We start from the raw sequence: 15,127 nt of genomic DNA, 5'->3' as shown, positions 1-15,127 counted from the left end.
CAGAATCCCGTGATTCTGTCAGCTAGAGAGGGAGGGGGCTCCTCTAAGAGCATCTAAAATGGAGGCTTCTAGGGGGATTCATCCTCTTTCTTTTCCCTTGTATGTTCGCTAATGACCCTTTGGGCGTGTTCTTTAAATACTTTAAAGGCCTGCGCTACAACCTGGATTGCCGACGGAATAAGTGCAGGGTCTTTCTTTTTTGTGGCCTCTTCCAGCGTAAGGGCTGCTTTCCCTAACCCATGGGCCCCGAGGTTGAGGGCGCTTCCTTTAATGGTGTGGGCTTCCCGTTCAAGGGTTTCCCAGCTCTGGTTCCGTAAGAGATCGGGAAGTTGTTGGATCTTTCCTTCTGTCCGTTCAAGGAATTGGGCAAGCAGGGGAATAACCGTTTCGATTTCTCCCAGAAAATTGTCTAAAAGTTCATCCACATCAAAAATAGGCTCTTCTTTCGCATCTTCTTCGATGACTTCCAATTCTTCGATTTCTTCCGATTCTTCGAAAATCCGAGAAACACCCCGGAATTCGTTGTTTCGAGGGGTGGCTTTTTCTTCCTGAACGTAGTTGGTTCTGGTTTCATTGGTGCTGGGGGGCTGACGGGCTTCCTCAGAGGTGGCGGAGCCGGGTTTTTTCTGCAAGATGGCCCCCGTCCATCGGGATACCACCTGAGCGATATCCTGTCGCTTATAGGGTTTGGTAATGATATCGTTCATCCCAGCTTGAAGACATCGTTCCCTTTCCTCACTTAAGGCGCTGGCCGTAACCGCGATGATAGGCCCTTCAAAGCCCTCCTCGCGGAGATGCTGGGTAACCTCATAGCCGTTCATACCGGGCATTTGGATGTCCATGAAGATGAGTTCTGGTTTTGTCTGTCTTACCAGGGTAAGGGCCTCTTCCCCGTTATTGGCGGTTTCTATGTCTCTGTAGCCAAGGCGTTGGAGAATAGTAACAAACAGTTGTTGATTAATAGGATGGTCTTCTACCACCAGAATGCGAAGAGAAAGAGATGGCCGGGAGGATTCCGCTACGGAAACGGGGATCCCCTTTCTTGAAAGCAAAGAGGTTTCTTTGTCTGAGGGGACGAAGGTTTCCCCTTCGGATACCTCCTGAGATTCCTGCGTATCTTCCAGATCGATGGTGGTAATGAGGGCTTGCTGAATAACCTCAAACAGTTCCCTTCGTTTAATGGGTTTGGTGATGTACCCATTAAACCACTGAAGGAGGGTCATCTTTGCCTCCGCTCCCATCATACCCTGGCTTACCATCAAAATAAGTCGGGCCGAATTGATGGCCCGGTCGCGATTTATCTCCGCCGCAAGGCGCCAGCCATCCATCCGGGGCATGAGCATATCGATGAACACAAGATCGTAGGGACGTCCACTTTGGGAGGCCTTCTTCATCAGGCTCATGGCCTCTTCTCCCGAAGCGCACCCTTCTATGTGGCGATAGCCCCCTTCGCTCAAATAGGTGGTAAGGATCTGACGACTTTCAAAGACATCGTCTACAATCAGGATGCGGCATTCCTGACATGCCTGCAGGTAGGGGATATCCAGGGGGAAGGGGGACTCTTCTATGGGAATGGTAAAGCTAAAGATAGAGCCCCGCCCTTCATTGGGGACCATGCCGATTTCTCCCCCCATGGACTGCACTAAATGACGACTTATGGCAAGGCCCAGACCGGTTCCTCCGAACTTTCGGGTGGTAGAGGGGTCGCCCTGAAAAAAGCTGGTAAAAAGATAGGGGCGAATAGAGGGGTCTACCCCCATGCCCGTGTCGGCAACTGAAAAGGTCAGGGCGGGCTTGCCCTGATAGGAGTTTCGGCGGACCGAAACGGTAACGCTCCCTTCCCGGGTGAATTTAACGGCGTTTTTAATCAGGTTGATAAGTACCTGACGGAGCCGGTGGGCATCCCCTTTTATGCGGATCCGGGTATCCAGGGGAATATACATCAAAAGCTCTAGCCCCTTGCGGTGGGCTTCCAGGGCAATCATGTCCACCGCTTGTTCTATGATTTCTTCTACCGGAAATTCTGCATATTCAAGTTCGAGTTTGCCCGCTTCTATTTTGGAATAATCCAGGATATCGTTTACCAGGGAAAGGAGGACCTCCGCAGAAAACCGAATTTGGTGGGTGTATTCCTGTTGTTCCCGGTTAAGGTTTGTTTCTTCCAGAAGTTCAAGCATGCCAATGATGGTCTGCAGGGGGGTACGAATCTCGTGGCTCATGTTTGCAAGGAAAAGACTTTTTGTTTCAATGGCGCGGTTGGCAATTTCCTTTTCTTCCTGCAGTTGCTGGGTTTTCTGGTAGTCCTCTGTTTTGTCTTCTACCGCCACGATGATAAAGGGGCCCCGTTGCGGAAGGGGGGCATCCTCTTTTTCAGGGATCAGCGAGGCCGTAATGTGGAGCCACCGGGACTGGCTCGAGGTATTCCGAAAAGAAGAAACAAAGTGAACGCTCTGGCTGCTTCCCGTGATAAGCCTCGAAAAATGGTAGGGAAACTTATACACATCCCGTTCAGAAAAGAATTCCGGCAAACTCTGGGGTATATCCTGAATATTCTGTCCTGTTAACGCATAAAAAGTTAAACGAAAACGATCGTTGCTTTCGAGCACAAAGCCCTTTTCATCAAGGATAGCCAGCGGAATAGGGGCTTCCTTAAAAAGCTCGCCGTAGAGGGCTTCTGATAAAAGAAGGTTGCTCATCAATAGTTATACCCCGGGGCGAAGAATTTCTAAGGTCTTCGTGATAATGTCCAGCGGTTTGAGGGGTTTGATGAGGTAGCTCTTGCTTCCTGCCTGGAAGGCCTTAATCACCGTGTTCCGCTGACTCACGGCAGAAAGCACTATGACGGGAATACCCAGGTCGGCGCTTTTAAGTCTTTGCAATACCCCAAACCCATCGATCCGGGGCATAAGGAGATCCAGGAAAATCAAGTCGAAGGTTTCTTTCTTTAGGGCCTCCATAAACTCTTGACCGTCCGAGTAGGCATATACCATCGCGCCCCCTTTCTCGAAGGTGGTTTTAATTAACTGTTGAATTATCGGATCATCGTCTACGACGGCGATCTTGAGGCCCTGTAAAAAGTCCCGGCTTTCTTCGATACTGGTAAGGGCCCGTTTCTTTTCGGTCTGGAATTTAAGATGTACCGCCTCTCCTTCAGGGCCTGCCTCTGCCTGAAGAACCCGTTCCCCGGCGAGTTCTATTTTCTTTTCTCCTAATTCGTATTCTCCGGTAAATTCGCTCAAGAGCCCTTCGAGGGCAGAAAAGAGGTCTTTACTTACTTCGATATTTGCAAGATCCTTTCTTCCTTCGATAAAGCGACGGGTAAACTCGTCATTGGTAAGCACCCTGATGTACCGCTGGGGTGCCCGGGAAGCACTGAGGATAACCTCGAATAATTTTTCCAAATTTGGCATGTCCGCATAGGAAAGTTTCATGTTGCTTAACAACAGAATCACCTTGGGAACGCGTATTTCGTAGAGGGCGATAAGTTCTGAGATTTTGTACCGTAAAAGCTCAAGCTTTTCTCTATTAAGGCCTTCTGCAATTTCTATAAAGAGGACGTCATCGTTTACATGGGCTTCTACAATGCTGGGAGTGTTATCAATATCGATGGGAACATCCAGCATTTCGGAAATAGTTTCCAGGAGGGCATCGATTTTTACCGGTTTGGTAAATACCTTTTTTACGTTGTACGAAACGAGTTCGATGATCTTTTTTTGATCCATTTTCTGGGCTGTGATGATGATAGGGATCTTAGCCGTATTGGGATTCTGTTTTATTTCTTTAAGCACCTCTAGGGTAGAAATCCGGGTAAGATGATAATCCAGAATAATAAGGTCTGGCATCACGGTACGGGTCTTTGAGATCCCATCAAGGCCGTTGATGGCCACGGTTACAGCTATGCCCTGTTCGGATAACTTACTTTTAAGATATTCCCGCAGAAGAGGAGCCTCATCAATGATAAGTACCTGTTTCATGGGATGATCCTCTGGTATAAATTGCACTTTTGAAAAAACACGAGTATATTGTATGAGAAGAACCAAAATAGCGCAATATGAGGGAGGTATGCCATGTCTCGAAGGGTACTCGTGGTATTAGCAGAGGGCTTTGAGGATGTGGAGGCTATTACTCCTATCGATTATCTTCGTCGGGCAGGTATTGAGGTTGTGACGGCGGCGGTGGGGGCCAGCAGTCAGGTAAAATCATCCCGGGGGACGGTGGTTATAGCGGAGCAGCGTATTCAGGAACTGGCAGGACGGGGGGCTCTTGTCGCAAGCCAGTGGGATGGCGTGGTGATTCCCGGAGGTATGCCGGGCTCAACCAACGTGGCGGCGTCCCGGGAAGTGCAGGGCTTTATTAAAGACATGCACCATATGGGCAAGGTGATTGCCGCTATTTGTGCCGCCCCGGCGGTGGTTCTTGCTCCCCTCGGGGTTTTGCACAATCGGCGTTTTACCTGTTATCCCGGCATGGAAAAGCAGGTAACGGGCGCCCAGTGGTCTGGCGAACGGGTGGTGGTGGATGGGAATCTTATCACGAGCCGGGCGGCGGGTACCGCTGGCGAATGGGCTATCGCCATAATTGAAAAACTCCTGGGCCCCACGGATGCCCGAAAGGTAGCCGAGGCGGTGCTGCTCCATTAGAATTGGTCGCCATACTTACTGTACCGGGGAGAAAACCCTTGTTCTGCTTTTGGGGCTCGAAGTAAAGACTTTTCCCCGGGGGAAGACTTGTAGTGGCGCCGGGTGGAATAGCCCTATCCCCGGTGCCCTTCGGAAAGGGTGACCCTTGGTCTTGAGCGAGCCCTCATGAGGGACATTACCGGAGTTTTTTAGCTATTTCTCGCAGGGGGTGGGATGCGAGCTTAGTGCCGTAAACCCTGATGATTTTGCCCGCCAGCTGGTTTCCGAGGGTGGCGCATTCGGCAAGGGACTTGCCCCGAAGCCATCCACCGATAAATCCGGCCGCAAAGGCATCGCCCGCACCGGTGGTATCCCGGGGATAGCGAGGCACCGTACGGGAATGATATTCTTCCCCCCCCGCAAAGATAAGGGCCCCCTGGGCACCCCGTTTTACCCCTATGATGGGAAAGATATGGTGACGGGTAAGAGATCGCAGGGGTTCATAGAGTTCTTCCTCGGAAGGATGTTCCTCGGTGCCAAGCCGGGGATTAAGACGAATACAGAAGTGGTGGGCCTCTTCTTCATTCATGAAAAGCATGAGGGGCCGTTCACGACAGAGCTTTTCGATAAAATGGGCATGTTCCTGGACTAAGGCAGTGTTCCCCACATCCATGGCAATGACGGTGCCGAATTTGTCTGCCTGCTGTACTATCTCCTGAATGAGCTCTTGTTTAGACAACAGGTACCCATCCACAAGAACCACCGTGGAAAAGCGGATAAGGGAGAGGGGTATGTGCTGCAGAGAAAGGGATGTCGCGGCTCCGGGAAAGGCGTAGATGCGCTGGGGCAAAGAAAGCCCCCTATTTTTAACTAAAAAAGAGAAAAGCCCCCCTACCGCGGAAAAAAGACTCCTTGTCAGAGGATTGGCTAGGAGGGAAGGCCCTTCGTTTTTTCCTCCCCTTCTTGTTTCGGTCCCTTCAAAAGAAGATGCCCCTTCATTGGTTACCGAAAGGATAAGACACATGCCGGTCGGCCCCTCTCCAGGGACAAGATGGGTTTCCACCCCGGCCTCACGGAGTTCCTGCTCAAAAAGCTGTCCTCCTTCGTCCCAGGGGCCTTTTTCGCTTCCCGTAAGAGGGGCCTTCAAAAACCGCGAGGGGTCTGGCTGTTGGGCGGCCTCAGCGGGAGCACTGGTTCCTACGGCGCCGACGAAGGCGCTCGGAATGCCGAGCCGAGCGACAAGTTTCACCGTATTTGCCGCTCCCCCACCGGCGGTACGCAAGGGCTGGGAAAGGTGGGCATCCAGGGCCTGGATGGTTTCCCAGCTTACGTGTCGTTTGTGGGGATCCTGACCGGCCTGCTCCAGAATCTCTGTAAGCTTGACCTGGGAAATAGTGCCAAACACGTCTACCATGGCATTCCCAATCCCCAGGAGTTCCACATTTTTACTTGATGACACAGCCCTTTCTTCCTCCCTTCTTCCTTGTTCAGCGCCCTATCGTATCAAGGCCGCACGATAATAGAAGCCAGGGCAGGATTCTTCTGCAGATCCCGCTGGAGGGCCTCTTCTCGGGACTTGTTTACGTAGTCCCGTTTCTGGAAGGTATAGGTAAAGCGGGTGTGAATGTCGTAGGTGCCTTTCATAAGGGCGTAGGCGTCTTCGGTCATCACGAGCTCTTCATCGGTGGGGATAATGAAGATGGGAATCTTAGAATCTTTAGCAGCGATGTTGGTTTCTGCGTTTCGGGTCCGGGCAATTTCGTTCTTTTGGGGATCGTAGACGATTCCCAGCGGTTCAAGGCCGGCAAGGATTTTTTTCCTGATAAAGGGGGCCATCTCACCAGCCCCTGCGGTAAAGACCAGGGCATCCACCCGGCCGAGGGCGGCCATATAGGCACCGATGTACTTCTTTACCCGGTACGCCTCCACGTCTTGGGCGAGTTCTGCCTGTTTGTCTCCCTTCTCTACCGCCGCTTGAATATCCCGCCGATCGGTGAACCGGCCGCCGGTAAGTCCCAGAAGCCCCGATTTCTTGTTCATCATATTTTCTACTTCGGTGGCGGTAAGCCCCGCCACGCGCATCATGTAGAAGGGAATGGCCGGATCAATATCACCGCAGCGGCTTCCCATGACAAGCCCTTCCAGGGGGGAAAGCCCCATGGAAGTATCAAAGGAACAGCCGTCTTTTACGGCATTGATGGAAGCCCCGTTTCCGAGGTGGGCGATGATGAGGTTACATTGATGGAAGTCCTTTCCGAGAAGCACCGCTGCCCGCTTAGAGGTATACAAAAAGCTTGTGCCATGGAAGCCATACCGACGGACCTGGTATTTTTCGTGCCATTCTGCAGGTAGGGCATAGATGTAGCTTGAAGCCGGCATGGTCTGGTGCCAGGCCGTGTCCATGATGGCACAGTGGGGAACCGAGGGCAGAACCTTTCGGGCTGCCTCAATACCCATGATGTTTGCGGGATTGTGAAGGGGGGCTAAATCGGAAACTTCCCGGAAGGTCTGGAGTACCTCATCGGTAACGATCACCGATTTGGTGAATTTGGAGCCCCCGTGGACTACCCGGTGTCCCACCGCTTTAATCATCCCCATGTCATGGATGACCCCATGGGTAGGATCGGTGAGAATCTTGATGATGAGCTCTACCGCATCTACATGGGTGGGGCAATCCTGATTCAGGGTAAATTCCTCTTTTCCTTTTGCCCGATGGGTGATAAAGGAACCTCCCTGGGTAACCCGTTCGACAATCCCCACCGCAAGCACATCCTGTTTTTCCCAATCATACACCTGATATTTGGCAGATGAAGAACCACAGTTTAACGTAAGAATAACCATATCTCCTCCAGTTGTTTTGAATAGATGGCCTGTTTCCCCAGATTTTTCGGGAAAACAAGATCAATTTATAATAAATCAGTCCGATGATCGGATTTGATTTGCTCTACAATGTCTTTTACTCCCTGAGTATCCCCCCGTTTACAGATAAGGACCACCGGGGTGCCCGTTTCGGGATTTTTACGCCCCACCACCAGAAGATCCTCCACCCCACAGAGGGCCACGGGGAAATCACTGTCTACAAAACAATTTTCCGCCTTAAAACTATATACTGTCCCCGATGAATTAGAAAAGAGGCGGGCATATTCATCCCAGGAACCTACATCGGTCCAGGAAAAGCGGGCCTGGACCACCGCCACATCGCGGCATTTTTCTGCGAGGGCATAATCAATAGATATAGAAGGGCACTGTTCATAACTTTTTTCAAGTCCTTTCCATCGTTGCAGGAGGGGAACCTCGTACTCAATCTGCCACATGGACGCATCAGTTGTCGGATCCGTGAGTTGCTTAAAGGATTCCATGATGACGGGCGCATATTTCCGGAGGTTTTCCTTGAATTGGGAAACCGAAAAGGCGAACATACCGGAGTTCCAGAAAAAGTTCCCCTGTTTAAGGAATGTTTCTGCGGTAGGGCGATCCGGTTTTTCCCGGAAAGATTTTACCTGGTAGGTATTGGTGAGGTTTTGGGGAGTAGTAAGGGAAGCCCCCGCTTCGATATAGCCATATCCGGTTTCAGGATGACGGGGGGGAATCCCAAATACCACGAGGGCATGGTGCTGGGCCAGGAAACTTGCCGCATCTGCATCCTCCACAAAGGTTTCGAGGGGGCCCATAATATGATCGCTCGTGAGCACCAGGGCGGTGCTTTCTTTTTTCCCATGGAGAAATTCCAGGTAGCGAACGGCGCAGGTGATAGCGGGGGCGGTATTCCGGGCAAAGGGTTCGGGAATAAGCACGAGGCGTTTTCGTTGCTCTACAGGAAGTTCCGTACAGGAGGCTACAATATGGGGAATGTGGGTCTTACCGCAGACGACCACAACCCTTCCTTCCGGTTCTGTTATCGCAAAGGCCCGCTCGAGGGCTTCTTCAAAAAGGGTTGTGCCCCGGGGGGTCTGCAAAAATTGTTTCGGTTTATGGGTGTTACTGGCGGGCCACAGACGGGTTCCCGATCCACCGGCGAGTATAATACTATCGTTAAACATTCCTTGATTATACGCTATACTCCTTCTATCTCGCAACCAGGGAGGCCCTATGAAAGGTGAAAAGACACCCCACTCTGAATCGTGGTTTGAGGATGAACAATTCTGGCAGCGTTTTGCTCCGATAATTTTTGATGAGGCCCGCTGGCAGGAAGTTCCCCTTGTGGTTAAACGAATTGTAGAATTTCTTCGACGGGGAACACCTGCGGGGAATCCTCCCTCAGAGGGAAATGCGGAAAAAGGGGCATCCTCTTCCAGGATAAAAACGAATATCCCGCAGGGGGAGGAGCCTGCTGAACCTTTAGAGATTCTGGATCAATGCTGCGGTACTGGTCGAATCGCGGTGGAACTTGCCTTGCAAGGAGCCCGGGTAACCGGTGTGGATATTACCCCATCGTACCTCGAGGCGGCGGCCGAAAGTGCCCGCACTGTGGGGGTTCCGCTGGAATTGGTCCGACAGGATGTGCGGCTCTTTCAACGGCCTGATCGTTTTGATGGAGTGGTGAACCTCTATACTTCCTTTGGGTATTTTGACGATCCCGAAGATGATATGCTCGTGGTGCAAAATGCCTACGATTCTTTAAAGAAAGGAGGAAGGTATATTCTAGAAACCCTGAGCAAGGAAATCGAAGCCCGGGATTTCATAGAAGGTGAATGGTTTGAACGCTCTGGCTATACCGTGCTTACCCGTTATCGCATTCTTGATGCCTGGCGGCTTCTGGAAAACCACTGGATACTTATTGATACGGCGGGGAACCGCTACGAAAAACGTTTTTGTCAGCGTTTATATAGCGCCGCCGAATTAATACACCTTTTATCGGATGCGGGTTTTGAAGATATTGAGGTCTATGGGAGTTGGAATCTTCGGCCCTATGATCAGGATGCTCAAACCTTGATAGTGGTAGGGAAAAAATAAGGGCCGGTTTTACCCGGCCCTTTACAAAGGCAGAGCTGCCACAAAGGAGCTCTACCGCAAAGACAAGCTATTTTACTTAATCAAAATAAATTCAACCCGTCGGTTCTTCCACCAATTGTCCCGGTCTTCCCATCGGACCACGGGCTGGGTTCCGCCCCGTCCTACATAGGAAAGCCGGTTCCGGTCCACGCCATATTCGATGAGTCGGTCCATCACCGCCTTTGCCCGGGCTTCGCTTAAGGGCTGGAGCTCTTCCCGTTCCTCCCGGGTTGTTCGGGTCACGGGGTTGGCGTGTCCTTCCACGGTTACCCTGTAATCCCGGAATCTATTCAGGATTTCGGCAATTCGGCGGATAACCCGCAGGTTGTTTTCCACCTTTTCAGGGGCTACACCGATAAAGTCGGCCGCATTCTCCCGGAAAATAATTGAGGGTACCCGTATTTTAAGGAGATTCCCTTCCCGGATCACGAGCACGTCCACGCTGATCATACTTTCAAGACGACTGGTGTTCCCCAGACTGTCGGTCACTACCAGGGTAACGGGGTAATCCGTAGCGGCCTGCACGAGTTCACCCCGGTTGCTCCGTCCATCCCACACAATGCGTTCGGTGGGAGCCCCCCGTCCTTCAAGACGATAGAAGAGCTGTTTGGGCCCCTCGGGTTCTCGGATTTCCAGGGACCAAGATGCAATGGGAGAGGCGTCTCGAGCACTGATTTGGATAAAGAGTTCATCATCCACACCGTCGTTATCAGGACTAAAGTACTGGGGTCGCGTAGAAAGACTCAATACCGGACCAGTGATATCTACTAAGATCGGTGCACCCATGATCTCTATCTGGTCACCCTTGGCATATTTTACCGTAAGGCGGGGTTGGTAGGTGCCTTCTCTTACCACTCCAGCGGCATCCCGCCCGTCCCAGCTAAGAGTTTCCGGGGGGATCGGGGCGGTTCGAATTGCTGGTGCCGAGCCCTGGGCCGGGCTGCCGCTTCCGGTGGCCGTTCCTGTGGTAGGAACAGAGGTTCCTAGAATACGGTGACTGGTTCCCTGTTCAGTAAGAAGTTCCAGCTTCCAGCTTTCAATGCCATCCTTTAAGGTAAGGACTATGGAGAAGTTTACCGTATCCGCTACACCATCACCATTGGGAGAAATAGCCTGGGTAGAGGCGGTAAGGAAGGCCCGGGGAACGCGGCTATCCATGACGATGCCTTCGATGGTTCGGCTTGTGGTGTTGCCCGCTTCGTCGGTGCTGCTTGCAACGATAGAGTAGGTCCCGTCGGCGGTCTGATTTCCCGCCCTATCAGTTCCGTTCCAGCGAATATCGGGAGCAGCCCCCCTCCATTCCCAGCTCTGGACTATCTGTCGATTCTGGTTAAGGATACTCAAGGTCCACGTATCGTTCCCGGGGGTCCGAACTTGAATGGGGAGGAAGTCCCGATTCCCATCGTTGTTCGGTGAGAAGAGCGTATACGGTACAGAGAGTTCTATTTGTGGGGCCTGGGTATCTACGGTGAAGGGGAGGGAACTTGCTACTGGCTGATTCCCTGCCACATAACGAATCTGTAAACGGGCCGTATATTTTCCATCGGGAACCACCGTGCCAGCGGTGTTTTTACCATCCCATACGGTGTTTTGGGGCGCCGTGTTTCGTCCTTCAAAGATGCGGACCGGCGTATTCTGGCTGTCTAAAATTTCAAGCCGCCAGTTCGCGATTCCTTCGGTTACCTGGAGTTGGGGAATAATGGTGATTGTATCTTTTACCCTATCTCCGTTTGGCGAGAATGCCCGACTATCGGTATTCACGAGTACTGGTGTGTCAACGGTGGTAAGGGTAAACTGCACCGCGTTGGAAGTACCCCGGTTTCCGGCCCTATCGATACTGACCAGCCGATATTCATACACGCCATCAGGCACCGGTCGCCCCTGAGAATCCCGACCATCCCAGGTGATGCGGGGATCTACCTTTCCACTGAAAGAGAAGGTCCGGACCAGGATCCCTGTCCCTTCACCGGTTCGGCTTGCCACCGGGGCCTTTCCTGCTTCCTGCACCAGGCGAATTTCGCCGGTCCACTGGATTTCTTCGCTACTATCCTGGGTAAACTCCATTTCGTCTAGGTTCCCGTCGTTGTTGGGAGAGAAGGCCGGATAGGATGCCACCACCCGGGCCGTTGGGGCGGTTATATCGAGCACAAAAGAAGGCGATTTGGTAACCGCCACATGGCCGTTCTGGTAGGTAACCCGTAATTGGGCCTGATACGTCCCTTCGGGTAAGAGGGCCCCCTCTCCTGATTTTCCATCAAAAATGACCTGGGCCGGTGGAGCCATCGTGGTGCCTTCAAAGATTCGCCGTACCGCGCCAGCACCATCCAAAATGCTTAGATCCCAGCGGGTTATCCCTTCTTTTACCGGAACCCCCGGACTTAACACCAGGGTATCCTTTATTCCATCTCCGTTTGGTGAGAAGAAGCCTTCGTTGATGAGCAGACTTACCACCGGCCGCTCGGTGTTTATGATGATATTGCCTAACTCGGTGCTCCCCGTGTTCTGGGCCCGGTCTGTGGCGCTTATCCGATAGGTATATACCCCATCGGGGACGATCTGTCCCGTGTCGTTCTTCCCGTTCCAGATAAGACTTGCCGGGGCGGTGGTGCTGGTTCCCGCAGGACTTGCATTGGTGAAATTAAAGCTTCGAACCAGGGCCCCTGCGGCGTTGAATATTCCCCCTTCCCATCTATCTTCGATAGAACCTTCTAGAACAATTTCAAAGGTATCCTTGTTTCCATCTCCATCGGGAGAAAAGATTTTAAGTTGATTCAGGTCCGTGTTTCCCCCGGCCCGGATAATCCGAACAACCGGGGCCGTATTGTCTACCACCACCTGGTAAGTTGCGGAAGTACTCTCGTTGCCGTTGTCGTCCTTAGCGCTAACCTTAAAGAAGTAGTTGCCATCGGGAGCAAGGGATCCATCGTCTAAGATGCCATCCCAGCGAAGGGTGGCGGGAACTTCGACCCCTGATTTTACATCGAGGATCCGATCGATTATGTTCCGTACCCCCTGGGTTTCAGGTCGGCGCTCTTTGTTTCGGTAGGTCCGCACTACCTGGTTGTCCTGGTTCAGAATGGTAAATTCCCAGGAAGCCACATAGCGGCTATCGGTAATAGAAATGGGAAATTCCAGTACATCCGCCTTTCCATCGTTATTGGGAGATATGTAGCGGGTCTCTGGATAGTCTATGGTGATAACAGGTCCCTTTGTATCAGCTACCCCCAGGGTCCAGGTAAGACCTGCGCCCACGGCCATGATATCTGGATAGAGGGGCTTTACCGCAAGACTTGTGGCCATCTCTCCTTCCCGTGGGAGGGCGCCTTCTTTAGTAGTATCTCCGTTCAGTTTGAAGTTAGCGGTGATCCCTACGGATGGAATAAAAGAGGGGCCTTTCCCTGCAAGACTTTCCCGAACGTTAAAACCCGTGGCGGAAGAAATAGTGATAAAGCGGGCAATAGTAGCGGACAGGCCAAGTTTCCCCGTTAGATTGGTAAAGCCGGGCAAACCGAGATCCAGGGCTGCCCCCAGGACCAAAGGATCCGATCGATTCTCTTTGCCGGGGATACGGAAAAAGTCAAAGGCTACGCCGCCGGCGAGCGTAAAGGGGCTGGGGACGTAGCTTTTTCCAAGGCCCCCAAGACTCAAGGCCCAGCTAAAGTTGTGGAGGGGCCCCACCGTTCCTACACGATGATAAAAACCCAGGTCAGCCGCCGCGGTCCAGTCCTTTCCTAACCCTAGATTCAAACCAAGACCGAAGGACATCCCGGGGTAGAGTTCCTTGGCCACGTACAGATCGGTGCCGAAAACAGTTCCCAGGGGCATGCTGTTAAAGGGACTCGTAATAAGACGAAGGGAACTGCCAAAAACGGCGTACCGGGTAGGATACACGACCCCAAGGGAAATGGCGTTCCCATAACCCGCATCCGATCCGGTGCCGGCAATTCCTAGATACCCTACATCCAGCACGATCCGCTGGGCAGAGCCGAGGGTTGCAGGGTTCAGAGAAAGGGCCTGAGAATTAGTAGTACTGGTGGTAAAAAGCCCAGATCCCGCATAGACCGGTGAAAAAAGATCTACCACACTGTCCTGACCATTGGGGGGTTCTGCCCCTGCCCAATATACTTTCCCTATAAAAATACCTAATAAAAAAAACGTTCCTAACTTTAAAAAAAACTTCCCTCTACCCATTATACACTCCTTGTCCTATAAACAATCGGCGGTTAATATATGATACATAATGGTTCTTTTTCCGCATAGGGTAGCCGAAAGAAAAAAATGAAAAACAACAGGGATACCTCTTTTTTAAAAGGCTTATCTGTTCCTCTAGGGTCCACTGGGTCAAACATACGTTTCTCGTATACCCTTCTCCCGGATACGCCCCTTGGTGTTCTTGGGATAGTTGCAGTGGCAGAAAAAGAACGGGAAACCCTATGGTGTCTTGCGTTCCTTCCGGAACATGAATTGGGACAAAAGGCGATGGCCTATGAAGGGATTTTTAAAATCCCTCTCGGGGTTCCCCTTCGTAAAGAAACGAGTCCCCTCCTTTCTATGGCAACCCAGCAAATAGAGGAATATTTTAAGGGACTTCGAAGGGATTTTTCTCTCCCCCTGGCAGTTTTTTCTTCTGATCTCCGACTGGGAACTCCCTTCCAACAGAAGGTATGGCAGACTTTGCTCCAGATTCCCTATGGAAGTACCTGCTCGTACGGGGAACTAGCGGAACGGCTTGGCCTTTCTCGAGGGTATGCCCGGGCGGTAGGGAATGCGTGTGGTGCGAATCCCCTCCCCCTGGTGATTCCCTGTCATCGAGTAATAGGTACCGAAGGAGCCCTGGGTGGTTATTCCGGTGGAATAGAAAAAAAACGATGGCTTCTTACCCTTGAGGGGACAGGAAAAGCGGGCTTCTAAAACCCTGAACAAAGTCCAACCCTCGGGCCAGGCGATTTCAAACCGGTGAGATCACCCTAGTTCTCAAAAGGTCTCCCTCAGAAAAAACGGATGGGGCTTTCTAAGACAGGTTTTCAGGATTGGTGGCCGTAGCTTTTTCTACGGGAGAAAGAAGCCCTTCTATCCGGTACATCAGGCTCCCTTCGGGGTTCACCAGGATTTGGGCAAGGCCCCGATGACAAAGCCCATCAAGGAGGGCCTGGGCTTCCTCTATAGAAACACCCAGGTGCAGCACCACTTCAGTGGGGGTAACAAGGCCCCCTTGTTGTCGGGCAAGGGAAATAATCCCCCGCTCTAAACTAACACGCCGTTCCTTTTGTTGGTTCTTTTGAGATCTCCGATACAGGGCAATGCCCCCGACCAAAAACCCCAATGGGAAAGGCAGCGTAACCACATCCTGCAAGATGTTAGGATTATTGGGGTCTGTCATATTAATGATGCCGCCCACTAGGAGTAAAAAACCTCCCACGGCTAGTACGATTCCTATAAATGCCTGAACTTTTTTCCCCATAGTCGTATCCCTGTTAAGAACCCCCTTTCTGATCATTCTTCTTTCAGTATAGTAC

At 51.8% G+C, this 15,127-nt stretch carries 10 protein-coding genes; 3 read left to right on the top strand and 7 right to left on the bottom strand.

Features of this window, described 5'->3' with window-relative positions; genetic code table 11:
• Positions 1–68: 68 nt before the first annotated feature.
• The gene (locus C5O22_RS11095; RefSeq protein WP_132781818.1) at positions 69–2,696 is read right to left on the bottom strand and encodes a response regulator; all 2,628 of its coding nucleotides are present in this window, start codon (positions 2,694–2,696) and stop codon (positions 69–71) included.
• Between the two features lie 6 nt (positions 2,697–2,702).
• Positions 2,703–3,974, bottom strand: a complete 1,272-nt coding sequence (locus C5O22_RS11090) for a response regulator (RefSeq protein ID WP_132781816.1) — start codon at positions 3,972–3,974, stop codon at positions 2,703–2,705.
• Positions 3,975–4,067: 93 nt separating this feature from the next.
• On the opposite strand from C5O22_RS11090, the gene C5O22_RS11085 reads away from it, so the two are divergent.
• Positions 4,068–4,640 carry a DJ-1 family glyoxalase III gene (locus C5O22_RS11085; protein ID WP_132781814.1) on the top strand — a complete coding sequence of 191 codons (573 nt, stop codon included), beginning with the start codon at positions 4,068–4,070 and terminating at the stop codon, positions 4,638–4,640.
• Positions 4,641–4,815: 175 nt separating this feature from the next.
• Here the strand turns inward: C5O22_RS11085 and C5O22_RS11080 are convergent, their stop codons facing one another.
• From C5O22_RS11080 to C5O22_RS11070, 3 genes are all read right to left on the bottom strand, one after another.
• Positions 4,816–6,078 carry an adenosine kinase gene (locus tag C5O22_RS11080; protein WP_132781813.1) on the bottom strand — a complete coding sequence of 421 codons (1,263 nt, stop codon included), beginning with the start codon at positions 6,076–6,078 and terminating at the stop codon, positions 4,816–4,818.
• 44 nt (positions 6,079–6,122) lie between these two features.
• Positions 6,123–7,460, bottom strand: a complete 1,338-nt coding sequence (locus tag C5O22_RS11075) for an acetate kinase (protein WP_132781811.1) — start codon at positions 7,458–7,460, stop codon at positions 6,123–6,125.
• Between the two features lie 65 nt (positions 7,461–7,525).
• Positions 7,526–8,659 carry a mannose-1-phosphate guanylyltransferase gene (locus tag C5O22_RS11070; protein WP_132781810.1) on the bottom strand — a complete coding sequence of 378 codons (1,134 nt, stop codon included), beginning with the start codon at positions 8,657–8,659 and terminating at the stop codon, positions 7,526–7,528.
• A 49-nt stretch (positions 8,660–8,708) separates the two neighbouring features.
• On the opposite strand from C5O22_RS11070, the gene C5O22_RS11065 reads away from it, so the two are divergent.
• Positions 8,709–9,572, top strand: coding sequence for a class I SAM-dependent methyltransferase (locus C5O22_RS11065; protein ID WP_132781808.1), 864 nt, complete (start codon positions 8,709–8,711; stop codon positions 9,570–9,572).
• 72 nt (positions 9,573–9,644) lie between these two features.
• Here C5O22_RS11065 and C5O22_RS11060 read toward each other — a convergent pair whose 3' ends face one another.
• Positions 9,645–13,802 carry a FlgD immunoglobulin-like domain containing protein gene (locus C5O22_RS11060; protein WP_132781806.1) on the bottom strand — a complete coding sequence of 1,386 codons (4,158 nt, stop codon included), beginning with the start codon at positions 13,800–13,802 and terminating at the stop codon, positions 9,645–9,647.
• 87 nt (positions 13,803–13,889) lie between these two features.
• Here C5O22_RS11060 and C5O22_RS13760 point away from each other — a divergent pair, with 87 nt between their 5' ends.
• Entirely contained in the window at positions 13,890–14,522 is a 633-nt protein-coding gene (locus C5O22_RS13760; protein WP_486389498.1) for a methylated-DNA--[protein]-cysteine S-methyltransferase, read from the top strand.
• Positions 14,523–14,622: 100 nt separating this feature from the next.
• Here C5O22_RS13760 and C5O22_RS11050 read toward each other — a convergent pair whose 3' ends face one another.
• The gene (locus C5O22_RS11050; RefSeq protein ID WP_132781804.1) at positions 14,623–15,108 is read right to left on the bottom strand and encodes a hypothetical protein; all 486 of its coding nucleotides are present in this window, start codon (positions 15,106–15,108) and stop codon (positions 14,623–14,625) included.
• Positions 15,109–15,127: the final 19 nt, after the last annotated feature.

The organism is Treponema sp. J25 (assembly GCF_004343725.1).
Taxonomy (GTDB): Bacteria; Spirochaetota; Spirochaetia; order Treponematales; family Breznakiellaceae; genus J25.
Note: the sequence above shows the minus strand (reverse complement) of the source record. Positions and strands in the feature narration are given on the sequence as shown.